The 24,906-nt window shown below is 37.5% G+C and carries 27 protein-coding genes and 2 pseudogenes; 7 read left to right on the forward strand and 22 right to left on the reverse strand.

Annotation, left to right across the window (positions count from 1 at the left end; all coding sequences use genetic code 11):
• The 21 genes and pseudogenes from A9G37_RS07770 to A9G37_RS07870 form a co-directional block, all read right to left on the reverse strand.
• The coding region (locus A9G37_RS07770) for a pyocin knob domain-containing protein (protein ID WP_218059345.1) at positions 1 to 922 on the reverse strand (922 nt) is incomplete at its 3' end.
• 66 nt (positions 923 to 988) lie between these two features.
• A complete protein-coding gene (gene gpJ, locus A9G37_RS07775; protein WP_065575153.1) occupies positions 989 to 5,341 on the reverse strand; it encodes a TipJ family phage tail tip protein in 4,353 nt (1,450 codons plus the stop codon).
• Positions 5,342 to 5,352: 11 nt separating this feature from the next.
• Complete coding sequence (locus A9G37_RS07780; protein ID WP_065575154.1) at positions 5,353 to 5,970, reverse strand: tail assembly protein; 618 nt, start codon at positions 5,968 to 5,970, stop codon at positions 5,353 to 5,355.
• Complete coding sequence (locus tag A9G37_RS07785) at positions 5,960 to 6,682, reverse strand: C40 family peptidase (protein WP_065575155.1); 723 nt, start codon at positions 6,680 to 6,682, stop codon at positions 5,960 to 5,962. Before A9G37_RS07785 ends, A9G37_RS07780 begins: the two co-directional genes overlap by 11 nt.
• Before the next feature lies 1 nt (position 6,683).
• On the reverse strand, positions 6,684 to 7,418 hold the full coding sequence (locus tag A9G37_RS07790) for a phage minor tail protein L (protein WP_065575156.1): 735 nt from the start codon (positions 7,416 to 7,418) through the stop codon (positions 6,684 to 6,686).
• Between the two features lie 91 nt (positions 7,419 to 7,509).
• Positions 7,510 to 8,211, reverse strand: coding sequence for a hypothetical protein (locus A9G37_RS07795; RefSeq protein ID WP_065575157.1), 702 nt, complete (start codon positions 8,209 to 8,211; stop codon positions 7,510 to 7,512).
• A gap of 71 nt (positions 8,212 to 8,282) precedes the next feature.
• Positions 8,283 to 8,624, reverse strand: a complete 342-nt coding sequence (locus A9G37_RS07800) for a phage tail protein (protein WP_065575158.1) — start codon at positions 8,622 to 8,624, stop codon at positions 8,283 to 8,285.
• Position 8,625: 1 nt separating this feature from the next.
• The gene (locus tag A9G37_RS07805) at positions 8,626 to 11,643 is read right to left on the reverse strand and encodes a phage tail tape measure protein (protein ID WP_065575159.1); all 3,018 of its coding nucleotides are present in this window, start codon (positions 11,641 to 11,643) and stop codon (positions 8,626 to 8,628) included.
• Positions 11,644 to 11,739: 96 nt separating this feature from the next.
• Complete coding sequence (locus tag A9G37_RS07810) at positions 11,740 to 12,045, reverse strand: DUF1799 domain-containing protein (protein WP_218059348.1); 306 nt, start codon at positions 12,043 to 12,045, stop codon at positions 11,740 to 11,742.
• Positions 12,045 to 12,356, reverse strand: a complete 312-nt coding sequence (locus A9G37_RS07815; protein WP_065575161.1) for a phage tail assembly chaperone — start codon at positions 12,354 to 12,356, stop codon at positions 12,045 to 12,047. The genes A9G37_RS07810 and A9G37_RS07815 overlap by 1 nt, the downstream gene beginning before the upstream one ends.
• An 11-nt stretch (positions 12,357 to 12,367) precedes the next feature.
• Positions 12,368 to 13,027: a phage tail protein gene (locus A9G37_RS07820; RefSeq protein ID WP_065575162.1), complete on the reverse strand. Its 660-nt coding sequence runs from the start codon at positions 13,025 to 13,027 to the stop codon at positions 12,368 to 12,370.
• Between the two features lie 14 nt (positions 13,028 to 13,041).
• Positions 13,042 to 13,449, reverse strand: a complete 408-nt coding sequence (locus A9G37_RS07825) for a phage tail terminator-like protein (RefSeq protein WP_051634131.1) — start codon at positions 13,447 to 13,449, stop codon at positions 13,042 to 13,044.
• A 3-nt stretch (positions 13,450 to 13,452) separates the two neighbouring features.
• On the reverse strand, positions 13,453 to 13,902 hold the full coding sequence (locus tag A9G37_RS07830) for a hypothetical protein (RefSeq protein WP_065575163.1): 450 nt from the start codon (positions 13,900 to 13,902) through the stop codon (positions 13,453 to 13,455).
• Positions 13,903 to 14,253 carry a hypothetical protein gene (locus tag A9G37_RS07835; RefSeq protein WP_218059346.1) on the reverse strand — a complete coding sequence of 117 codons (351 nt, stop codon included), beginning with the start codon at positions 14,251 to 14,253 and terminating at the stop codon, positions 13,903 to 13,905.
• A 2-nt stretch (positions 14,254 to 14,255) separates the two neighbouring features.
• Positions 14,256 to 14,735 carry a DnaT-like ssDNA-binding protein gene (locus A9G37_RS07840; protein ID WP_065575165.1) on the reverse strand — a complete coding sequence of 160 codons (480 nt, stop codon included), beginning with the start codon at positions 14,733 to 14,735 and terminating at the stop codon, positions 14,256 to 14,258.
• Between the two features lie 36 nt (positions 14,736 to 14,771).
• Positions 14,772 to 15,749, reverse strand: coding sequence for a major capsid protein (locus A9G37_RS07845; protein WP_034910069.1), 978 nt, complete (start codon positions 15,747 to 15,749; stop codon positions 14,772 to 14,774).
• Between the two features lie 14 nt (positions 15,750 to 15,763).
• A complete protein-coding gene (locus A9G37_RS07850; RefSeq protein ID WP_034910070.1) occupies positions 15,764 to 16,531 on the reverse strand; it encodes a hypothetical protein in 768 nt (255 codons plus the stop codon).
• 79 nt (positions 16,532 to 16,610) lie between these two features.
• The gene (locus A9G37_RS07855; RefSeq protein ID WP_034910077.1) at positions 16,611 to 16,796 is read right to left on the reverse strand and encodes a hypothetical protein; all 186 of its coding nucleotides are present in this window, start codon (positions 16,794 to 16,796) and stop codon (positions 16,611 to 16,613) included.
• Between the two features lie 649 nt (positions 16,797 to 17,445).
• A pseudogene (locus A9G37_RS13615) lies at positions 17,446 to 18,507 on the reverse strand (hypothetical protein); the annotation flags it as partial.
• Positions 18,508 to 18,510: 3 nt separating this feature from the next.
• Positions 18,511 to 19,893: a DUF4055 domain-containing protein gene (locus tag A9G37_RS07865; protein ID WP_065575167.1), complete on the reverse strand. Its 1,383-nt coding sequence runs from the start codon at positions 19,891 to 19,893 to the stop codon at positions 18,511 to 18,513.
• Positions 19,893 to 21,194: pseudogene (locus A9G37_RS07870) on the reverse strand (terminase); the annotation flags it as partial. The pseudogene A9G37_RS07870 and the gene A9G37_RS07865, both read right to left, overlap by 1 nt.
• A 36-nt stretch (positions 21,195 to 21,230) precedes the next feature.
• Here A9G37_RS07870 and A9G37_RS07875 point away from each other — a divergent pair.
• The 7 genes from A9G37_RS07875 (at position 21,231) to A9G37_RS07905 (ending at position 23,669) form a co-directional block, all read left to right on the forward strand.
• Positions 21,231 to 21,554 carry a hypothetical protein gene (locus tag A9G37_RS07875; RefSeq protein WP_065575168.1) on the forward strand — a complete coding sequence of 108 codons (324 nt, stop codon included), beginning with the start codon at positions 21,231 to 21,233 and terminating at the stop codon, positions 21,552 to 21,554.
• Entirely contained in the window at positions 21,551 to 22,297 is a 747-nt protein-coding gene (locus A9G37_RS07880; protein ID WP_065575169.1) for a KilA-N domain-containing protein, read from the forward strand. The genes A9G37_RS07875 and A9G37_RS07880 overlap by 4 nt, the downstream gene beginning before the upstream one ends.
• 3 nt (positions 22,298 to 22,300) lie before the next feature.
• Positions 22,301 to 22,531, forward strand: a complete 231-nt coding sequence (locus tag A9G37_RS07885) for a hypothetical protein (protein ID WP_065575170.1) — start codon at positions 22,301 to 22,303, stop codon at positions 22,529 to 22,531.
• Positions 22,524 to 22,727, forward strand: coding sequence for a hypothetical protein (locus A9G37_RS07890; RefSeq protein WP_065575171.1), 204 nt, complete (start codon positions 22,524 to 22,526; stop codon positions 22,725 to 22,727). The genes A9G37_RS07885 and A9G37_RS07890 overlap by 8 nt, the downstream gene beginning before the upstream one ends.
• On the forward strand, positions 22,727 to 23,011 hold the full coding sequence (locus tag A9G37_RS07895) for a hypothetical protein (RefSeq protein WP_065575172.1): 285 nt from the start codon (positions 22,727 to 22,729) through the stop codon (positions 23,009 to 23,011). The genes A9G37_RS07890 and A9G37_RS07895 overlap by 1 nt, the downstream gene beginning before the upstream one ends.
• On the forward strand, positions 22,998 to 23,393 hold the full coding sequence (locus A9G37_RS07900) for a hypothetical protein (RefSeq protein WP_065575173.1): 396 nt from the start codon (positions 22,998 to 23,000) through the stop codon (positions 23,391 to 23,393). Before A9G37_RS07895 ends, A9G37_RS07900 begins: the two co-directional genes overlap by 14 nt.
• A gap of 93 nt (positions 23,394 to 23,486) precedes the next feature.
• Positions 23,487 to 23,669, forward strand: a complete 183-nt coding sequence (locus A9G37_RS07905; RefSeq protein WP_065567557.1) for a helix-turn-helix transcriptional regulator — start codon at positions 23,487 to 23,489, stop codon at positions 23,667 to 23,669.
• Here A9G37_RS07905 and A9G37_RS07910 read toward each other — a convergent pair.
• Positions 23,653 to 24,822 carry a tyrosine-type recombinase/integrase gene (locus A9G37_RS07910; protein ID WP_065575174.1) on the reverse strand — a complete coding sequence of 390 codons (1,170 nt, stop codon included), beginning with the start codon at positions 24,820 to 24,822 and terminating at the stop codon, positions 23,653 to 23,655. The genes A9G37_RS07905 and A9G37_RS07910 overlap by 17 nt on opposite strands.
• Positions 24,823 to 24,906 lie beyond the last annotated feature (84 nt).

Below are 24,906 nucleotides of genomic sequence, written 5' to 3' on the forward strand. Positions count from 1 at the left end.
TTTTAGTACCGCCTCTATAGTTTCTAATAAACTGCCGAGCATTTCTGTAAGCAGTGTAGATTTGACAGCAGCCAGCACCATCTGCGCCATTTTTTAAAACTTGTAATGTCCCAGATTCGTTGACCGGATAGTTGTTTTCAGTAGTCGCCTGAACGTTTCGACCTTGAAAATAAACACCTTCCCTTAAACCCGTTAGATCGTTTATATTTGCATTCGCTAAATCACCAAACAACTGTACTGCGTCGCCTTCTTTTAGTGCTGATTTATTGTTAATTGTGACATCATCAACATCTAGAAAACACCATTGTTTTTTATCTGTTATATATGCTAATTTTGTTGACCATTTTTCTATTTGCTCATCGTAAAAAATAAATGACAAGCTATTACTCAGCGTACGTAATACAAACTCGTCATTACTTTCTTCATATTTAAATTTAATGCCGGCTGACTCAGCAGACATACGTAATTGCCCCGTCATTTCATCGCCTGATTTTTTAACTGCGTTATCTATTAAATTAGATAATTGTTTTTGTGATTTTATTATTACTTTTTGCCCGTCGGGCGCTATTAATTCAACATCTCCTGAACCAGTTAAGATTTTTTGCCAACCATCTAACTGTTGCTGATGATACGCTAGCGATGATGCTATTTCTAAAGCAAATTGCTCAATAGAAACTGATGGCGATGTTGGGATTTTATACGTTTTATCTTTTGCTGTTACGCCGTTATAATTTTCCGCTAATGTTAATCTCGTATCAGATTGAACTGATGCAATTTCATATATTTCAACTTGATTTGATGATTGCAGAATAAGCATTCCTCCGGCAGATACACCTGATAACGGATTAGACCATTTTGTTCCAATGCCTGTTACTGTATCACTGTTTTTTGTTACATTTATTTTACCTGTTGTATACCACATAATTTTCCTTAAATTTTAAATATAAAAAAACCGCTGCATGAGCGGTTTGTTCTGATGGATTGTTAATTAATCAAGAAAACCATTCGAGTTGTTCATTAACAAAGTTAGCGAATTAAAAGAGACTTTACATTGACTCACAAATGAATGTTTACTACGCTCACCAATTAATTGAATATTAATTCTACTGCCAAGTAGGAGCGGAGGAACTGGCACGCATAAATTATCTATTTTCCCGTTATTAATGAATTGATTAATATTAAAAGAAAATTGATTGTTAAATAAAAATTGTAGCGTTACCTCAGATTCATTGCCATTTGTGCATTCAATCCGTGTTGTTCCTGCAAAACACAGCGTTTGCCAACACCCATTCCCCTCAACTGTCATTATGTGCACCGAATTTAGCGGAGGATTAAATCCAAATCCCAAATGAACATCACGAACGTAGTTTTTGGCTGAGAGTATATTGCCTTTAACTTGCGCAACATTTAGTGTGCCTTTAATCTCGCAATTTTCATTAATCACAACATTGTTTAATTGCCCAGAAGTTGCTTGTAATTTTCCAGAAATATCAGCGTTGACAGCCTTCAAAGTTCCGGTATCTTTAGATAACTGCCAACCTTTTTTACCATCAACAAAATTATCAGACTGAATGATGTTGCTGATTTTCGCATTAGTTATTGATCCATCTTTAATGTGTGCATCTGTTATTGAGCCTCTTCCAATAGCCGTATCGTTGATAATCACTTGATTGCCGTGAGTAGTGAAAATTACTTGAGGGTCACCGCCTGCGGCATTCATAATTGAAAAACGATCTTGTAAGAAAACAACATTCGATTGAATACCTTCATCAGTGTTTTCAACCCCCATAGTCATGCCTGCAATATACTGTTGCCCTTTATCATCAACCTGAACTTTCATTGTCCTATATGCTGATAATTTCCCGTTTGTATCTTGAACAGCTTTTGATACGTCAGTAACTTGAGCTGATACCTCGCCAATATTCGTATTGATTGAATTAATAGCATCCGCTTGAGCTGAGATTTTCTCGCCTTGTTGCGTTACCTTTGTGCTCATTTGGTTAATAGAGCTAGCATTATTTTTAACACTATTATTGACGTCATCTATCGATGATGATAATTGGGTTAAAGTATTGCTTTGAGTTTCAAGCGACTCTCCTTGTTTTATTACAACTTGCTTTAAATCAATTATTTCACCTTTAGCATCCCCAAGTCCTGCGCTAAGTTTTACCATATTCTCAGCAACAACATGAATTTCTTGTTGGTTTTTACCGTCATTTTTACGACGTTCAACTGACTCGTTATCAGTATTAAGTGCATTTTTGATTGTCGCTAATGATTGAGTTGATGATGTTACACTGCTGTGAGCATTAACTGAATCTATTGTCGTATCCAAATGATTTAATGATGATGAAATAGATTCAATATCATCACCTTGTTTTTCAACCTTAGTGCTGAGTGAGTTAATTGCATTGGCATTTGCTTTAACATTTTTATTGACTGCGTCAACGTTATTATTGGTTAAATCTAAACTTGCACCTAATGAATTAATAGCGTCAGACTGTAAACTTAGTTTTTCACCTTGTTTTATTGTTGTTTGCTTAAGTTCATCAATATTAGCTTTAGCCCCATCCAAAGTTGAAGATATTTCAGTAAGCTCAATCGCCGTAGCTTCATGTTCTGATACAATTAGTGCTTTAGTTTCTTTTATTTCTGCACTAACATTACCTACTTCATTACGCCATTTTTTCGAATCCACATCATTAGCTAATGCATTCTCAATAATTGATTTTGAGTTTTTAATTGAAGATAATGCATTTTCTACAATGCGTTTACTTTGATTTGCTAATTCATTAGCCTGTTTATCAATTAAAATAGCATTGTTATCAGCTTTTCCAACTAATGAGTTCCAAGCATCAGTTTCTTTGATTTCATCAAAAATATGGTCAGTTAAATCGTTAGTATTTGTGCTAGAAATTCCTCTAACCCATTCTGTCCAATCGCTAACGTTTCCGATCTTATCAATCAATCGAGCGCGATAGAAAAACACTTGACCAATTGATAATCCTGTTTGTGAATAACTGCAACTTGGATGCGTAACATTGCTTAACAGTAGTGCCTTTTCTTCACTTTCATTAGTAGAGTATTGGATTTCAGTATGACTTGTGTCACCGCCACCGTCAGGAAATGACCACTTTAAATCAATACCAAAAACAACATCATCACTAGCCGTAAAGCCAATTGGCTTATCAGGTTTGCCAACTTTACCTTTAATTGAAGTCGCTTGTGAGTATGCCCAAGTTGAAGATACGTCAATTGCATTAACAGCTCTTACACGAACCTCATAAACACCTGAATAAACTCCCTCTACTGTAAAATTTGTACCGTTTGTACGACCAACATTAATCCAAGCTGAATTATCTTTTCGCCATTGCGCAACGTAGTTTGTTGCTCCTTCCACCGTATCCCATGTTGCATTTAAAGAGGCAATTGACAATCCTTGAGAGATGTAGCTGCTTTCGGAAATAACAATATTTTTGGGGGTAGAAATTGAACTTGGTGGAGTAACGGTAATAGGTTTTGACTCAATCCGAATACCCTCATCAATATATTTGAATTTATCAGGATCGTGCTGAATAGCCGTTATTGTAAACTGACCTTTTTCAGTTGCCGATATTGATGTCACTCTAAAATATTGAATTGCAATGTTATCACTATCTATACACCAAACCGCACCAGCCACAGGTTCAATTTTATAGTTAACTGAAACCGTAATCGTTTTTTTATCGGTACTGATTGATTTAATGGTTCTGCTTTGAGCTGTACCATCTGGTAAGTTAATTACTAGTCGATCGCCTGCGCCATAATCAACAGCCCTATCTAGCGTTATTTTTCGACCAGAAACCGCATGGATTCGTCCACCGTTTTCTTTACCAGAACGGGACGGGTCGGCAACGCCAATAATTCTAGCTGGCATAGGAATATACCCATCTAATCCAACAGTAAAAGTTATTACCTCATCTTTCGCATTTGAAAGTAATGCCCAACGTCCCCTTCTTTGGGCTTCTGATTGTGATGTGCAACCTATAGCAGTCAATTTCATTACATTAACATCGTATCGACGCATTAAATTATGATCCCACACCGCCTCGACATCATCACAATAATGATTATTAGGGTCAGAATAAGCAACTAAGCACGAAGTATACCGATTTTTATATGAACCTCCTGAATAAGCAAAATCACCGATAACATTTGATGGATGATAGATGAAGTCAGGCTCGTCTTGTGGCATGTCAGCCGTTAAACAAATCTGGTCATTACCCCAGAAAATTATCCCACGAAATGACGCCACCAAGTCTTTAAGTACTGTGTAAGCGTCCTCTTGACTTTGTATATATTCATTACAAGCAAAACGTGGCTCTTTGCCACCCTTCCCATCAGATACCATCTGATCGCAGTATTGCCCTAGTTGATAGATAGACCATTTATCTATCATAGTAGAATCAATCCGTAATCCCATGCCTGCTATCTCATCACGCATTAGATAATAAGCAAGCCAAGCGGGATTATTCGTATAAGCCATTTTAAAGCCACCCCGCCAAACTCCCGAATATGTTCGACTAACAGGATCGTAATTGTCTGGAACCTGAACGAGCTTCCCTTTGGGTTTACAACTGATTTTAGGTACCGACCCGTTAAACTGACTAGCATCAAGCTCAATGTAAAGCAAAGCGGTATTTGGATATCGCAATTTACTATCAATCACTTCTGCATATGAAGAAACGCCAAAAGTATTCATTAATTTACCGCTTTTAGAATCAGGCGTTAACCGCCTAACACGAATCGCCCACCCGTCTATGGCACTAGGAAGGTTAATGCGGTGATCTCTTTGATACTCAGATGTCGTTTTCCCATTAAATGTAGCATTAACAACAGTTTGAAAAGCACTGCCGTCTGTTGATAAATCAATTGTATAATTCACCACCGTACCCACAGCATCGCCGTTATCTTTATATTCAACTAACGTTGGTACGCTCAATTTAATTCTAATGGCATCTAAATCCAAATTAGAAAATGAACGCACCCATGGTTTATTAGCCTTTACTATATAATTTGCCCGCAGTTCATTACTTATCTCAGGTATACCCTTAATATAGTCTTGAGTTTGTGATCCATTACGAAACTCCCAAGTAACACCATTAAAATTACGTGAACCATCAGCGTTAGCTAACGGGGTGTTATCAATATAAATATTTTGTTCGGTAAGATCGCCCTGAATTTCCCCTTCGCTCAATGCAAGCAACACTTTAAGTTTGGCGGTTGACAGTAAGTTGTCCGGTTGCTCATACGGCTTGTGCGGTTTTTTACCTCCGCCTTTTTGACCCTCTATAAAATGCATAATTTACTCACCTATTGTTGATCTTCTGAATAAATACCAGCGTTAATTACCGCGCCGCCAATTTCTCGCTCACCGAGTAAAACAGGGACTGGGTATCCTACAGCATTGGTGTTAACTGGTGCGCCAAACCCATAATTTGGTTTATTTTCAGTACTTGATGAACCGCCAGCGTTAAATTTCGGCTGAGGTGTGAGCAATTGAACAACCCCGCCAAGCATCATGCTAATACCGATTCCTGTTAAAATCGATGTTGTAGTAACCGTTGTGGCAGCCATCGCTGCTCCCCACGCCGCCAGTGACGCACCTGCCGTAAAAAATGCAGCCACTAACGCAATAGCACCAATAATAATTTGTAGCATTCCGCCACTTTTAGAGCCTTGAGCTACAGGCATGATCATGTAATTTTTACCACTTGCATTAATATCAAACTCATCAATACCAATGTTTTTGCCGTCAACAAAAAAGGCAAATTTAACGCCGTTCAAATGCGCTGAACCCATGTATTTTTCAAAGCCTTTTATCGTTGTACATAATGCTCGCAATAATTCTTTAATATTTTGCACATCGTATTGATGATTTTTGCCAAATTGTTTCGCCATTGCGCCTTTAAACGTTACATTACTCAGCATTAAATAACTCCTTGTGTCGTACTATTCGAACGGTTCTATCTCTAAAATATTTACCGTATGGCGTTCTTGATGATAATTGCCCGTACAGATGATGTAGAATAAGATTGTCACCAAAATAAATAGCGGCATGGTTTGTGACTTGTGAGCCAATTCGCATCATAATGATGTCACCAATTTTCATGTCCTTCAGCTCAACTTCTACAAAACCTTCTTCCTGCCAGTTGTCATCGTAAATATTTTCATCTCCACTCTCCCACCATTCGTGAGCGACAGAATAATTTTTTAGATAGATGTTGTGCTCACGTTTATAGTAGTCCATGATTAATGCCCAACAATCAGCATACCCCAACAACCATTGACGCCCTGTATAATCCCGATTTACACGCGGTGATATTGTGCAAAAATCGCCATCAGGAACAGACATAATTCCCCATTCAACACCCGAATAATCGCATTGAATACGGTCAAACTCAGAGGGAACAAGTGACACTACGTCGGGATGTGAATGAATAATCATGATGATTTCACCCTGTTTTTCCGCCTCTAATTGCTCATCAGGGGATATGACAAAATGCTCCTTGGGATTATCTGATATGTTTTTGCACGGTATATATTTTTGCGTTTTCCCTGTGTCTACAATTAGTCCGCACGCCTCGTTAGGGTATTCACTGTCAACATGTTTTTTTATTGCATCTAATAATTTTTGTCTCATATTATTTACCCTGTAAGTTTGCTGCAGGGAAACCACCAAAAGGGAGAGGATTATTGCCATGGCGAGCTTTACAATCCTTTAATAATCCGCCGCATTGATCTTTAGCAGGATCGTCAGTCTCTATACCATCTTTAGTGAAATACTTATTACCTGCATAATCACACCCTGTACCCGTTCTATACCACCCACGCATACACCAAGTACAAACCGTTGTTATTTGCCGTGTGGGTAATTTAAGATTTTGTATGTCAAAAGGTGAGCACAGCTCAAACTCAACGGTCGCTTTTGTTTCTTCGCGCTTGTTATTGATAAAAAATAACTGAACTCGCTCTTGAGTAGGGTCTGCGGTAGGATTTCCATTAAGCCAATTATCCGCATCAAGGTACTTAGCCATTGTCGTGTGGATTTTGACTTTTGCTTGGACCAAATCATCATAATCAATACAAAGCCGAGTTACTCTACCGTCTATATTGCCAACCGATAATCTTGGTGTTGGCTGTGAGCCAGTGCTACTTAATTCAATGTCTTTTAACTCATATGGATACGGTAAATATTCTTTACCTTGCCATTTTATTGATGGTAAATTCTCAGCGGCAAATGACGCCCACCCATCAGGTGAAATGTTATGGGCATGAAATCTCAGTACTTCGTCAAGCCCAAACTTAGTTCCATCCACCTCTATTAGCTGTATAAGCTGACTCCCCTCAAGAGATTGCAAATCTTGGGTTATCGTCATATTTCCTCCAGATATAAAAAAAGCCCGCATTTGCGAGCTTTAGGTTTGATTGTATTTAACCACAGTATACCCCTGTGTATACAGGGAACACTTAGCGGTTTGGCGTATTAAAGTTACTGATAACTTTGTATTTTATATGTTGATTCGTGGCTTGTAGAACTTCAATAACGGCGCCTTTATATCTTATCACCGCAGAACGCGATAAATCATACTCAGCGTTATTAGAAAAAGCTGGACGAGCCATATCGTTATTAAATTCTCGATATCCTATATTAATTTTATTACCAACTTTACCATTATAAATCAATGTTTGCTGGAATCCGTCTTGGCTAGTCACGCTAACTTTTTTATACGAAAACTGTTTATTGGATTCGCAAAAATCGGTTCCTGTTGCAAAAGATATGCACACTTCATTTTTAGATGAGTCTTTACTAACTCTTATACCTATCGGCACCGCAGGAACATTGAAACTTTTCACAATAGCATTCCCGTTTACACTTCTTGCTGCAAAAAATAAATATTTTTTATCTTCACCTAGCTTCGGGTAATCACCAGCATCAATGATATAAGAGTACCAATAATTATTAACTTGAGTTGCTACTGGAAACGAAATTACATCCATTGTTTTAACATTGCCTTGACGAACCATGTCATCACCTATATACGTAGTCGTAACCACATTCAGATCAGGATAGCTTTTTTGAGTAACCTCTGGCACATAATTATACTTAATATCGCTAGCGCACCCCGACAAAACAAACCCAATCAAACTAATTAATAAAAATTTTTTCATACCACTCCCCTAAATTAATTTTTGTAATTTTGGTTAATGGTATGAAATTTATTTATTATGCGCAACAAAAATCAAGGTGCATAAGATTGTGTAAATTTAAATGATAGTGAAACAACTCTGTCGCAAACAAATTCGGATTCGATTGATTTATTCACAACTCGATATAATTTTTCTTCGCCGTACGGGTTTTTCCACAAAAACGACTTTATAATATGCGAGCTCAAAAAATCACGAACTTCTTGTATTTCATTGATGCATCCTGTATAAGTTAAGTCCCAAGTCTCACTTGTATTATTAATACCATTACTGGATAACTGGACATATCCGTCACCAAATCCAGCTTCGTTAATGTTTGACGAATCTGTATGTTTCGGATTGCCCATTGTTTTCCATTTAAATACGTCTATTGCCATATTACCTTGCTCTCATTAAGTTATATAAATCACCACCAGGCGAAACAAGTTTTTTTATCGTTTCATTTACGCGCCGATCAATTATTGCCGCAGCTTTACTTTCGATAGAATTTGCATCAACGCTTGCGTTAGACTTCCCTGCTTCGCTATTAGACTCCATGTTTAACGTTACATTAGTATTAACATTTATAGCGCTTGATGATTTATTAGATTTACGAGTAAAAGCAATAGGTGAAGCATGACCTAAATTCACTGCGCCACCGCTTGCGTATCCTCTTTGAGCGTCGTTCATCAGCGCGTAAAGATTGCCAACACCAAGGCGTTTTGTCGCTTCTTTGGTGAATACGAATTCGCCTTTATGAACAATACCTGCTGGTTCATACTTGTTGCCTCGTCCTGTGAAACCACACGATTTAATGCTGTATCCAACATCCCCACCAGTTGCATATCCACGAATTAAGCCGCCGCTGTATGCTTGCTGTAGCCCTCCTGTTGCGGCACCAGCACCAGCGCTAGCCATTCCAAACCACCCCATGGCTGATTGTATTGTTTGAGCAACTAGTAACTTATTGATAATCTCAATAATATTTGTGAGAATTGATTTGGCAAGGCTTTTAAAGCTCATTTTCCCAGTCGTAACAAATTCAGTTAATGAGTGACTAACAGAACTCATGGTTTGTTGTCCTAAATCACGAAACGCATCAAACATGTTTCGTGAAGCCTCTGAAAATTCATTAATACCCACTTTTAGCCCTGCAAACCAATCAGTTTGATTAATGTCTTCCTGCTGCCAGCTTTGTTGTAGCGCTTGTTTTGCCTTGTTATATTCCTCGGTGATTTTTGTTATTTCATTCGGATTTGTCGTACCTTTTAAAGCAATATCACGCTGAGCGTCAAGCTCTGACATTTCATTGTAGCGATTCGCATTTTTTGACGTCATGCCAAAAGTAGCTTCACTAGCTTTAGATTTTGCAGATAAGTTTGTTGTGTACTCTTGCATTTTACGAAGTGCTTTAGTCGCTGTTTCGTATTGTGCAATTTCTTCACTGATAGCTGCATTTTTAGCAAACTGAGCAAGTAAAGCATCCTTATGCGCAAGTACATACTTTTCATGCGCTGACATTCTTGCTTTATTGCCAGTACTTTCTAGCGTTTGAATCTGAGCTTGTAAATCAAAGTACTTTTTGCGCTCCGATGTGATTGTGTTAACCGTCAAGCTCTGTTCCCGAAGTGCTTGAAGCTGACTTTTTAAGCTGATTTCTTGCTGTTGTGATGTGCGTAATAAATTGGTTGCTGAGCTTGTTTTTTCGGCGTATCTTGCTATTATAGCTTGTGTTGCTTTTTTGATCTTATCGTCAGTTGCATAGCCATCCTCGTCTGGCTTATATATTTCATTAGCTCTTTTTGCAGCAGCTCTCATCTCTGCAAGTTCCGCATCTCTGCGCTGACTTCGCGTTAATGCCATTTGAGAGTACTGATAAAACGGACTTTTTCTTGGGTCTGCAGCATTACCTACGTTAGTTAATGATTTTAAAAATTTAACTTTAAACGCTGCATCACTTGCTTTATTTGCTATTTCAAGAAGCCCGTCAATCAAAGATTTAAACTTGTCGGGACTGTTGTCTGATGTAACATATAGCCTACTCAACTCCTTTATTAAATTGCTTATTTTTTCTTCTACTTTAATTGAGTCTGTTTCTGATTGTATGCTGGATAACTCAACAAGCAAATCTTGAGCTTGTTCTTTTGTTATACCAAAATATTCAGCATAATTTTCAATTTTCCCCTGAATGCCACTGACGAATTCATATGTTGCCCGGTCGTTAGCTTTTAGCATTGTATTTAAATCTTGCCCACTTTCAGTAATTTGCTGAATTCGTTTTAAGACATCTTTTAAACCAGATTGGCTGTCGGTTCCTTGAAGAGTACGATATTCTCTTTTAAATTCTTCTATATCAATAAAACTGTGTTGCAACTCACTCTTTATATTTGAAATAGTTGTCTTTAAATCTTTTTCACTAGATTTCAATGCCGCTTCAACTAATGAGCGATCCTTTTTAAGTAATCGCACCATATCATCAGACAAAAAAGTAAGTCCGGTGCTCTTGTCCGTATTCAATACTTTGTTTAGGCGGTCTTGCGCCGCTGCTAATTTATCTGTAGCACTTTCAGTTTCAAAAAGCTTCGGTATCATGCTACCGAGCAATCCGACCATTGCTGAAATCCCGATGTTAACGGGATTCAACGAGGTTAACAGCGTGCTAAAAGTATTGCCTATGCCATTTTTCATGATCATAGACATGCTTGAAGTTTGTAATCCAGAAAAATTACCTCTCATCATCTGTGTTGTCATTGTAGCCAACTGGTGCTTAGTAGCTAAAGATGCTGCGCCTAATTTTTGGGTTTCTTTCGTTGCTTGCGTTAGTTTTCGAATATAAACATCAGCAGATGAGCTAACCCCAAGTTGTGCAGCTTGATATCGCAATAACTGCTCTTTAGATAAATTTTGAGCTGCTACTTGTGCTTTTAATTTGTTTAAAAAATCAGTTTTCGCTTTTGTTGCGATATTTTCAGCGGTCGTCACTTCTCTTTGCTTTGTTGCAACATCTCGTAGTAATTGCGTGTAGTTACCAAGGTCAAGCTCGTTGTTTCTGAACGCTTTGCTGACGCTGCTACTTATTTTTTCTAGCTCTTTTGAGGCGGTATTAACATCTTTTAAACTGTCAATTTGATTTCGAAAACCAACATATAATCTATCGCTAGATTCAGCAAATTTTTTAGCTGAGTTTGTATTTGCCGCAAGGCTTTTACGATATTCAGCAATACGTCGATGCGTCTCATCGACTTCTTTAGCTGTTCGAGATAATGAACTTTTGATAGTTTGTTGTGAGTTTTCGAACTCATCAGTAGCCGATGCCGCTTCTTCCGCTTTTTTGCTAAAAACGTCTAGCCTTTTATTCGCTTCATCAACGCTTTGCATATCAATCTTAAGCGTTAGCGATGTGATTTCTTCTGCCATAGTTTTCTCCAGATAATAAAAAACCACCCGAAGGTGGTTTGACTGTTGTTGATGAATGATAGGTGACTTTTCAAATATTACCCTTTAAACTAATAATTATTTGGATTTGTGCATTAATTTCAGGGCTTCACTTTCCATGGTCTGAATATCGTTAAAAATAGTGTCACTTTCTGCAATATTGTTAATTTTCATTACCCATGGCAGGCAGTTGTAGTCAAGACCAATTAACCCACTCATACCTGTTCGCCACTGAGTGGACATTGCCTTGAACAATCTGAATGCGTCTAAATTGTCTTGCCATATCTCTACATACTCATCAGCGTAATCATCTTCGGTTAGACCGAATGCCGCCAGTTCATCTTTTGACGGCTCAGGGGTATATAGAGCAATGGCAAGTTCAATTAGTTTTTTTCGCGCTGACCTAACATTTCTTTATAGTATGTATCGGTTATCGCACGCCAAGCAGCAGGATAGTTATTTAATAAGATTTGCATGTTTTCTTGATTAAATTCTTCATCCAAGCTCCAGCCTTGAACTATTTTCATGACAAGATCGATAATTTGTTTATCTTTAACTTCATCTTCAAGTTTAGTGAGTTTATCTGCTAAGTAATGGTTAAAGGTTAGTTCGATTTGCCCGTCCTCTTGACCTGCACGAGGAATTAAGACATTACACTTAAACGTTGGTTCTGCGACTAATTTAAATTTTGCCATTTAGTTTATCCTTATTTATCTTTATAAAATGTGATCGCTGGTGATTCGACGGTTGTGTTGATTTTTACGGTTTCAATCTCGTTGATAGCCGTCTCAGGTGTTGGGTCAAATGACACACGTACAGCGTCGTAGCGAGTTTCTTTTGCTTTCGGTACATACATTTTCATTGCTACCACATCGTTCGTCTGATCTAATTCCTGCAATAGCGGATAGATCGGCAAAGAGCTGTCATGAGCAATAGTAAAGCTTTTGCTTTTTGCTGATTTAATGGTTGGTAATTGTCGTTCTGTATCATCATCCAAAAATTGAATTTGAACAAATTGTTGTTCACCGCCCTCAGTAGCAACCTCTTTTACCTGTGGTAATCTTTCCCACGCTGTAATTTTGGTTAATGTTCCACTACCTTCATCAGCAGGAAATGCACTGGCATTTGTCGTGTTAATATTGCCAAGAGTGACCTCTAAATTATTAACTTTCGATACTTTAGCAACCGCATTATTTAATTTTGTCCAACCCGAAGCAATTAGAACCTCATCACCGACCACAAGCCCGTGATTCGCTTTCAATGTAACAACCGCTTCTTTGGCGTTTGTAATAGTTTCAAATGCTAAAGCCTCGCCTTTTGATTTTTGCACGTAAACACGTGCGCCGTTAGGTAATGCAAAACCCATAGTAAAACTCCTAATTAAATTAATGTATCAGCACGGTAATTCATGCTAATTGGTATGGTGTAAGTGGTTTTATCCGTGATAGCTGGATAAACGCTTGGTATTGAGTTGATGTAAAGTGAAAAATTATCTTTGGTTAACTCTGTATTGAGTTTGAAATGCTTAATAATCGCTTCTGATATTTGCTGAGAGCGTGATTTACCAGTGTTAATTGGAGCTACTACGCTAACTTGATAAACTCCTTTGTAAATCCGTGAATTACCGCCCAAATCAAAGCTGGTTGTGATTGCTGGCAATATGTTGGATTTCAAGTATATTTCGTCATTAGGTGTTGCTTCAATGTTTTCATAAATGATTGGTAAACCTAGCTGGTTGGCAATGATATCTAGATGCGATTCGAGCAATTCTGAAATTGTCGAAATCAATTATTAACCTCCTTTTGTGGCATTTTCAAAATGAACTTGAGCATTTAGTGCGGCGACCCTGACAATACCGTTAGGCGCTTGTTTAGAGTGTCCAAATTCCAATCTCACACTGTAAGGTAGGTTGTTAGTAAAGTAGATTGACTGAACACCATTTGTATACCGCCCAATCTGCTCGATACCATCTTTTAACGTGTCCATTCCTGATGGATCAATTCTATCTAGTTCAACAGATGCAGGCACATTAAAGGTAACTTGCCAGTTACCACGAAAACGTCCACCGACATAGCCTTTGGGTGCATAACCTTGCCATAATTCAGGCTGTCCTACTGGTGACATTCTGATAATGTCTTGCAAGATTTCGATACTAGCCTTTTTAACTACAAGCTCATTTTTTGCTTTCGCTTTATCTACAAACGCATTGATAGACGATAGAAAATTTTGACTATTCGACATTTACGCTTTCCTTAACTGTGATTTGTAGCATATAAGAACATCAGCAGGTTTTACTGGATTTGGCTGTTTAATCAGATATTTTTCACCGTCAATGATTACAATATCGTTGATTTTCAGCTCAACATCAGCAGAAAAAACCATCTGAATATCTCCAGACTGAATAACCGTTCCGTCAATCTCAATTGGGTTGTAATTGGTTTTTATGCCAATTGTTGTAAAGGTTTGATTTTCGGTAATAACTTCTTTACCGTTAACAATTGAAACTTGCCCCTTTCTTAATACTAAATATTTCATGCCGTATTTTGAAAGGAGTTTCAAGGCCGTATTAAATGAACGTTCATAAAAGTTCACCATCACGACCTCTCGGCAATACAATTTATTGAGAACCCACTGCTAACAACCAAATCGCCCAATATTGACATAACAGCCGTATACTGCGGTTTAAAGCCAGATTCATCGACCGCATAAGCGACTGTTAACGCACCAGCTATAGACTCCGACTTTACTGGAGCCTCACGCACACTAGGCAATAAATCATCCGAAATAGCCTCAATAGCTAACATACATTGAGCTGTTATTAGTGGAGTTGGGATCTCATTGCTAGGTAATAAATAGCCATCCAAAACAATATTCTTTCTAGGAAATGGTAAAGTTTGGCTTTGTTTGGCTTTCTTACCTGCCCAATTTAATCCATTCAAATAGTCCATTGCTTTAATGAGCAATGATTCTTTATTGTCAGGTAAACTTATATCTCTTGCGTTAGCAAAATGCTCTAAATCATCAATGCTTGCATAACTGTTAAAGTTGCTAGAATTAAGATCGGCATTAATCATTCATTGCTCCATAAAAAGGGCTTTACGCCCTTTGTTTTAATTATTTACTTTGGCAGATCTGCTGTTAACGTTTGGCGCTCCTAGTTTAATTAAAACGCCAGCGGTAGATTTATTGCTGTCAAAGTGTTTTTTCCAGTTAACTTGATTGCTCAACTTAGCTAAATCTGGATTAGCACCTTTTGATGTATCCCAGCTGTAACCAAGTAAATCGATGTTAACTGTACCCTCTGCACGATATCCGATTGCTAAGTTTTCCTGCGTATTGATGTCATAAGAACGGAAGCCCGGAGCTTGTGACTCAGTGATTTTGACAGCACTTGCAACTAAACCTAAAATCGCATCAACTGGCGCAGAATCAGTAACTAATACAGGTTTGCCTAATGTGCCTGGTTGACCACCATAAACCACAACACCAGCTTCTTCGTATAGCTTGTTATCCATTGCCTGATCTACAATGTCAAAATAGGTTGTAGAATGCATAACAAATAAAGCAACACGATTGAATTTGTCGCCGTATTTACGTAATCCTTTAGTTAATGTTTTCTTCCCATCGGTCGCGATATCTGCGGTTACTGTCATGTCAGTGTTAGCACCAATAGCAGCCATTAGAGAATTGATGGCATATTTAACGTAGCCCTCTAATGTTGCATCTGCCACATCAACGCCGATCACCTCTGAAAATTCAGAAATATCACGCCCACGGCGTTTAAATGCTTCTTCTGTTGTTTCATAAGGTCCGTATTTCCATGGCACTTTGACGCCCACAGCTTCGCCTGCGCCGATTTTTTTACCTGTAACAGGATCAACCGAATTAACATCACGAGGATCAATAGAGCCGTTAACTTTGTAAAATGCTCGTTTACGAAAATCTCCTTCAATTAATTCATTGTCGATAAGAATTGCACCATTAGATGCCGCATTAAATACATCCAAGTTATCTTGGCGTCGCTCTAAAAATGCGGTTTGTGCTAAATCGTTGTAAATGATTAAATCTGTATTTACTGTTGTTGCCATTATTTAACTTCCTCTTAATCTTTTGGTAATTTTAAATATGCTTGTTGACCATATTTTTGGATGTAGTTGTGTTTTTCCGTACTGGTCATTTTTGAACGAACTAAATTGGAACCGCCTGCCTTATGACCTCCGCCTCCAGTGCCTTCGGCTCTTGGAAATAAGTGTGGAGCATTATCTTTTAATGATTCCACCCACTCTTGAGGTGTTAACGGAGTTTTACCGTCTTTACCAAGTAAAGGTTCGCCATCTTGTCCTACTGCGACAGCCTCGCCGTCATCACTTAAAATAAACATGCCTTTGGCACGTAAACTAATATCTTCTAATGCTTCAGGTAACGCTCCCGCTTTCAATGCCGCATTAGTCATTTTGTTGCTAAGCACAATACTGCTATACTTTTCAGCTTTCTTTTGCGCACTATCAGCTCGTTCTTGTTCTGCTTTGAGCTTTTTATCAAACTCGCTTCTAAACCGCTCTGTGCGTTTGTTTAATACCTCATCGATTTTCCCTGCTGAAATAAGTTTTGCTTCTTCATCATCTGAAAATCGCTGTAAGATTGTTTTGACGGCGTCAGGATCAATTCCTTCAAACTGCTTTAGTTTTTCAGATAATGCCTTTTGTTTACCTAACAATTCGTTATTTTTATTTTTTAAGCCTTGCGTGTTTTCAGCAACTGCTTTATCTATTAAGGCTTGCACTTCTGGGGTGATTGTTGCACCACCACCAGCATCGCCGCCCTCTTGTGCTTCTGAATAAAACTTTCGGTTAATTTCTCTAAATAACATAATTTCCCCTCAGGATTTGAGCTTTGCTCTGAAAATAAAAAAGGCCGCATATAGCGACCTTGTAGATGTTAATAAATATTTATTTATCTATTGTTTTGCTGTTTTCCATTTTATTGGTAACTGCACTCATACTCATAGCCATCATACGTTTAATGGCTAAATTTGGCTCGTTATCAATTAACTTTTGTATCTCCACTAAGATATCATCATCCCACGGCTGTTTTTGAATTAAAGCGTGGACCTTTCTTAGATTATCGTTTGTCATGTTTTATTAACCATTCTAGTATTAAAGGATGAATTCTCTTTCTCGATTCAGTATCGCCAAGCATATACAAAGCAAAGCTTTCAGAAAAAAGCTCTTCATTTGAATCAGAAGAATAATAACTTAGCACATGCGCCCATTTGTCATTATATGCAATTTGAGTGATTTTAGATAAATACTTCTCATCTTGATAATACAGATAGTGCCCAAATTCGTGTGCTATTGTTCCTTTTATGCTTTGAACTGATGCGTAAGGTAAAACATCCAAGTTAGCAATTATCCGTGCTAGCTGTTTTTTATCTGGAGATAAATCAATTTCATAAATGGCCATATCTTTAAACCCTAGCATGGCGGCGTTTTCTGCAATTGCCTCCCATTCGCTTGGGTCTAACATCCATTGCGCCATGTGAATTGAGTTTTGAGATAAATTATAAGCACCAGCCGCAGTTTCCGAAAATTTATCTTTTGTCCCTAACCATGAGAGTTTTGATAAATTGAACCTTTTAATAATATCTTCTGATATTACAGCAACATCTTTAGCGCTTTCGAGAGATGTATCTTTCGGAAATTTAACATTAGCAGCTATGCTTTTTCTTTGCATCCAATTTTCAATATCTTCAACTGTTCTTAAATTTGAAAGTTGACCACTAAGTTGGTTGTTTAATTCGTCAATTGTTAATAAGTGTCCATCGCGAGTGAAAAACTTTTCTGGCTCAATTTCTCCATTTCGTAATAACCTCGCTCTTTCTACCCCTAATATTTGCTCTTGCCTCTCCTGTGATTGTGTTTTTAGCCAATCAAGATAAGAGATTTTGGCTGGAACTTGACCATCCATTGATGCTCTTGTGCCTGTTGGCACCTCATCAATGTCGATCCCTAGTTCACGATAACTTTTTAGTATAAACGTTTCAACAGACCGACAACAAAAATGTAATTTACCCGGTCCGTCACCGTATGGAATGTCATGACCGATAGGCTGGTTATCTAATGTATACTGTTTTAAATCACGAATAATACACATCGGCGTAGTACTAGTATCAAGCGTAGATAACCATTGCTTGCCTTTTATTAAATCGCTATTAGCCTTTCCGAACTCATCACGAGAAACGGCGGCTGTGTGAGATACAGCTGAGCGAATTAATGATGATACGTTTCTCTTACTAGTTTCTAAAACACCATCTTTATAATTGTTCTTTTTAGTGCCTCTCACTCTTCTAATAATCTGTTCAGTGGTTTCGCCAGTTACATAACCAGTTCTAACGGCATTTGTAACACGTTTAAGTCTGTCATCTTCGATATTGCTTACCCATTCAGACAATAATCGCCCTTGAAATGGTTTTGCTTTTACCACCGCAAATAACTGATTGGGCGATATCTGCATTAAAGGGTATTTAGTTTTAACAATATCGGATAATAACGATTCAAACAGTGAATATTGATAATTACTCTCATATTCACTAAATGCATTTAATTCACCAAAGAGATAATCAGAAAATGAATTTAATGACTTAACACTACTGAGCATTGATTCAAGTCGTGATATTTTAAATTCACTAGAAGATAAATCATCTAACGCAATATATAGCTGGGCTGTTAACTGTTGATCAACGACATTTAGAAGTTTAAGTGATTCTCTTATTAAATTATGCTCATAACCAACCAGATTAACGCGGTGATAAATTGCTTCATCGCGAAGTTTTTTGTTAATTGTCATAAATTAATCCAGCAACTGAGGATCTGCGTCTTTTAGCTCCTGCTTGACGGTTTCAGGATCTGCGCTTGGGTCAATGATATCTATTTTTTGCATTGCACGTATCATATCCTCATCCCTGATTGCGCCTGATTGCCATGAGCTAACAATAGCGGTAATCATGCCAGCATCAGCAATCTTAGAAATAAACTCTTGATTGATAGAACAGACAATATTATCAACCACTACCCCAAGATAATGAGCACACCATTTAAGTGCTATCGTGTAAGCCTCCGACACGTTAGAGCAACATATACCGAGTACGGATGTTGATGCTATTTGATCACCATTAGCTTGTGTTGCGGTTTTAGCTGATGAGTTTTGTTCTATTAGCCTCGCACCTAGTGCCACCATATAATTGCGCTTATCATCCATACCCTCTTTAGCTAATGTGTTAGGCTGTGCTTGGGCGTAAACAAAATTACCGCCTTGAGGCAGTAATAATGGGGTGCGAGATCCAATTTTGACACCATTCTTTTCCAAGAAATCTCGCCATTCAGTATCTAATCCAATGATTGCAGGCTGAACCTGACCACAAAAGAACAAACTATCTTCATAATCAGCACTATTACGATAGTGTCCTAAATTGATTTCAATTAATGAAGATAAAGGGGAATCATCAATTGTTGGGTCGTTGTTTTGAGCACCTACAAATGTAAATGGAATTTCATGCCAATGATCTTCATTTTTTGGTTTTGGCTCATAAATAGAATCAATTTCATAAGGTCCACTGTTATTTTCTCCTGTGCGACGCCAAACCTTACAGATAAACTTGCCTTCTTCAATGGCTAACTCTCTGTATTGAGTGATATCTTTAAAACCATATCCATCAGAGACTTCAACTACTTCCCGAAGAACAACTAAAACTAGCTTATCTTTGCCGTTAATTCGTTGTGTTCGCCAGTTAATAATATCTTCTGCTTTATACGATAAAATCATAGCCTCATTAGAATCTGAGGAATAATCAACATACAGACCATGACGGCCAACTTCTAATACTGATTCAAGCGTTGATTGTGACTGTTGGTAAATACTTGTTCCCGCACCATCTGCATTAGTTTTGAGATATTCCAACTTGTTAGGGATGCTAATTGTTGGATCTTTGCGGAAAGCCATGCCAATTAAACCAATTTTTGTGTGACCAGTAATGCTATAAAAAACCGCCCTTGCAATATAATCCTGGTTGCGTTTTTTATTACGTTCACTCTTATCGGTAGGATCTAAATAAGGTAAATACTGATTACCTTTTGATTTAATTATTTCAGCGCCGGCACAAACATCCCGCATTTTTTCCCAGTTAATAGATGCTTGTTTGTGTTCAGGTCGAATAAAAGTAATGTCATGATTCATTAGAATGTTGTTTCCATTTGAATTGTAAAAGCTTGTCTGCGTGCATTTCGATTAGCCACAGCAAAATATCTAAACGCATCCGCGCCGTGCGATGTGTGGTCATGTAGCGGTTTATCTCGCCAGCAGCCGTTTTTATCATCCCATGCTTTTCGATAGGCTTCTAAATTAGCAATACCCTGTTCGCATTTGCTTGAATCAAATGCACAAAGAGGAAGAATTTCACGAACTGATTCGATGCCATCATCAACACTTAACCTTGGTGCTACATTAAACTTAATGCTGTATTTCTCACCGTCAATTTCATAGCCTTCTTTTGCTATCTGTTTACGGCTCTTACCATCACCCGATAATTCACGATTATCAATATCGTGCGGTGCCCAGTGCTCAGCATATTCATAGCCAAGATTTTGTGATTTGTCTTTTAGGACCTTCATGTAGTGCCTGAGACCCTCGCCACTATTTTCGTAGTAGTCGATGATGTGAAATTCTTCACCCACTTTGCGCACAAACCAAATAACGGTTGAATCACCGACACCCAAGTCCCAATAGGTATAAACTGGTAAATGGCTATTGTCGGGTAGCGTTGTAATGCGCTTCTCTTTATATAGCTGTCTGAATTGCCTTGAGTAGTAAGCACCTTCTATTGATTGTTCGAATGCCTCACTTGGAATGGATGGATACTCACGCTTCATATCATCACCAAGCGTTTTCTCTTTAGCGTGATACCAAGCTTTTTGTTGTTCGGTAAAGTTGATACCGTACTTAGCTTTTATCTCGCTAAAATATTCCTCTAATCTAGACGGTAATTGTTCAACTGGCTCTATCGCATAGAGTGGATTTTTCCACCAAGAGAAAAAAAAGAACTTCCAATCAAGTGATGATAAAGGCTTGCCTTGAATATGGGCTTTTTCAGCTGTATTACAGTAATCGTAAAAATAACCACTTTTACCCTCTGCGGTGCTTTCTATTGTAATGAAACACCCGGTAGCAACAGCTTCAAAAGCACCGGTAACAATTTCTTTAGCTTTATCTGGGAACTTTGCACAAATTTTACCGAACTCAGAAACATGCAGATAACGAAGCGTGCCTCCACGGAATGAAGTTGATACATAAAGCGAGCCACCTTTTTTAAATACCAACTCACCTGCGGCATCATTACTAGCAGGATTCGCTTGCTTTATTTCTTCTGGCAACCTGTCATACGCATACTTAACTTTTTCTCTAAATAATCGTTTAGCATCATTTAGAGTATGAGCAATCAACGCACATTTAGCCGATTCAAATAATGCCGCATCTAACTTAGAAAAATTATCAAAACCTGTTGGATGGGAATAAAAATGAATGAATTAAATTTGGGGTATTTCTTAGATGAGCCACTGATAACCCTATGCGTTCGGGATAGGGGTAACGTTTTATTTAGTGCTCTTTTCTCAGCAAAAGAGATACCTAACGTGATAAAGCAGTTAAATAATCGATGCATAAATGCTATCGAACCTTTAACCAAGATTCATAATCGATTTTTAGAAACTGGTGATCTCAATTGCATACACACAGTATTACCAGAAATATTAATGGAAAGTAAAAATAAAGCAAATATAGAATCCCCTAAGACCGCCATCAAAGGGGAAAATCAAACCAACAACTTAGGAATGAAACCATGAAAAATAGTATCAAAAACAATTTATCTTGTCCAGTAATAGCTGGAATCTCAATTACGACCGATGAGCAAGGTCGATATAATCTTAATGCTTTGCATAAAGCCAGTGGGGGCAAAGATGCTAAAAGACCTAAAGCGTGGTTAGCCACAAAGTCTACTCAAGAACTTATTGAAGAGCTAAGGCAGAATTCTGCCTTCGGTCAAGAAATAATCACTGTCACAAAAGGCGGTATTAATCAAGGTACTTTCGCCCACGAACTTTTAGCAGTATCTTACGCGGGTTGGATTAGTCCAAAATTTCAGTTGACGGTTAACCAAGTATTTTTGGATTACAAAAAAGGCGAGCTTACACCTACACCAAAAATTGATAACTCAGGGTTACCAGAATTAAGAAAAGCGAGAGCGATAAAAGAAGTTTATAACGTTGCTGAAAAATTATGTGGCCACTTATCTAATTTGAGCTCGCCATCAAAACAAGCTATCTATGCTAAGTTAATTAATCCAATCGCAGGTTCTGTTGTCCCCTATCCTATTCTAGATGGACAAACTTATTCAGCAAAAGAAGTCGGTGCACAACTGGGAATATCAGGTCACAAGGTGGGACTAATTGCTAATAAGTACAATTTGAAGACGGCGGAAAACGGCATCTTTGTGCTAGATAAAGCCGAGTATTCAGATAAGCAAGTCACCAACTTTCGTTACAACGAAAACGGGATAAAAGCCATTAAATCATATATGGAGGTATAACCCATGTATAACCCAGTTAATTATTTATTATCAACATCTGCCTCTAAAGAAGAATTAAGAGAAGTGCTTAGTATCGCAAATGACGGTATCGGTGCTATTGCTGACACGCTTCGTTGTGCCGATTTAACTACTGTGGATGATGAAACCATGAATCAATTCGGTTCTGCGTTACTGATATTAAAAGGTGTTATAGAAAATGCTTTTATAAGAATGGAGGAATCAGCCAATGAATAATCTTATGTTTACTGTTCACACTTGTTTTGAAAAGTTTGTTGTTAAAAATAAGCTAGATTTTTCATTGGTGCGAGACCCAAACATCAAGGCTTTGAATAACTATGTTGAAAACGATACAGCACAAATCTTTGATGTGTTTGCGCAAGGATTCCGTTTTGCTATCGAGTATCAACTAACACAAGGTAAAAGTGACTAATGGAAAGATACAAACTAACAAAAGTTGATGCAGATAAAGCAGGGAAAAAGTTTTACGGTGAATTTTACCGTTGCTTCCATGTTGATCGTGAATTACTCAAACTTAATAAAAAAATATTGAACCTTGAAGCTAGATTAAGCAAAAAGCACCCAACATTCAGTGTTCAAGATTTCAGAGATTACGTTTTGAGTGGAGGCTGTTCTAATAAAAATGTGAAAGTTTATATATTAAATTTGATTGATGCGTACATGTTAAATAGGAGACATAAAGATGAGCTTAACTAAAATGATTATTAACAGTGAATTAAATGAAGTTGCGGCAAATGCGGTAAGACAGCAATTTATATTGTTCGCAAAAAAGCATAACCCAAGTGCTGATTTTTCAGTTACAAATGATTCTAATTTACTTAATAACTTTTCTAATGAAGATATACGCAATCAATTCAGCTCATTTATAGCTGGTGCACTTTTAAATCAGTCGGCTTTAGCCGCTAACGCATTCGGGATTATTGCAGATGAGGTGCATGCCGAACTTGATAGCTGGGATGAGGAAGGGTTTGGTATGGCTAACGAAATGCTCTTTTTTATTAATGATCTTTATATTAAGTATTTCGGTGTTGGATTTATGAAGATTGTTGAGAAGAAACCATCAGAGTTAAATAAATAAACAATATCCCCCAATGGGGGAATACCCCTTTAATGAATTAACACCAAATTTGGCGAAAAATACAGTATAAGTAAAAGTCTGGAGAAAAATAAAATGTATGACTTAATCGAAGAAAAAGAAATCATGCAAAAGTTTGGCATCAAAAGCAGGACAACAATTTATAATTTAACAAAAAATAAAGGTTTTCCTGCTGCTGTATTGAATTATCCAAAGCGATACAATAAAAAAGCGGTAATTGACTGGTTTAATAATGGCGGAATTAATCAACGTGTTTGATGTGCCAAAGGATCTTATCAGCATATAATTCATATGCCTTTCTTTGATCTTCTAACCAATCATGTTTATTGTAAACAGCCATAACACCACCAAGTTCATGCCCTAACATCCTTTCTGTGATATGGGGCATAACTCCCTCCTCTGATAATCTAGTTGATAATGTCCTTCTAAAATCATGGGAGCTCCATTCTGGCATATCTAATTTTTCACGCAATCGTCTTACATACCTATTAGCTGCTGAAATTGTAATAGAGGTATTTAACGATGTTCCTGGAAACATTTTATCATTAAACATATTTTGTAATTTTTCAACCATTGGTCTAATTTGTTCAAAAATAGGTCTTCTTATTACGTTACCCATTTTGCTATGTTCCTTTGGAACTGTCCAAATCAATTCACCCATATCAAATTCATCAACAGAAGCAAGTCGTAATTCTGAATTTCTAGCCCCCCATAACATTAGCATTTGATGTAGAAGCTTATTTATTGTTGATGCCCTGCTATTTTCAATTGCTAGCCATATTTTTGCCAACTCTTTATATGTTAATACCCTATCACCAATTTCAGTTTTAACGCCTATATTTTTAGGGCTTAATTTCATTAACTCACATGAGTCTATAACTTGACGACTAATACACCAATTTATTGCAGATTTAGCCTGCACTAGTATTGTTCTGGCTCTTTTAAGATTAATTTGTTCTTGCTTTTCAAAAAAAGTGACCCAGTCACGCACAGGTATCTCATTAACTGGTATATCAGGAAATTGATTATAAAGATTTTTGCATACAACGGCTTGATATAGTGTGGCAGTTTTATCTCTAAGCGTTGATACATATTTTTCCATCCAATAATCAAGGCAAGCATTCAAAGTCATACCTGTATTGTTTGCTTGATTATGCTTTTTTGGATCGATTCCTTTATTGTATAAGTCTCTCAGCTCACCGACCAAAATCCTAGCATCTTTAAGCGATAATGATGGGTAACGTCCTATTGTCATTCTTTGAGCTTTTCCGTTCCATCTATAACGAAATTGAAACGCAATTGTTCCTTTTTGTGATATTCTTACTCCCAAACCATCACCATCGGTTAACTCAGGCAACCCAGTGTAAGGTTTATTTAATATTGATTTTAATTTTGTATCACTTAATGCCATTTTATTTTCTACATTCTGTACACATATAAAAATATAATTATGTACTCAATCTGTACACATTTGCAAGTGAACAAATAAAAAACC

The sequence above is a fragment of the Gilliamella sp. GillExp13 genome, assembly GCF_001690815.1.
Lineage (GTDB): Bacteria > Pseudomonadota > Gammaproteobacteria > Enterobacterales > Orbaceae > Gilliamella > Gilliamella bombi.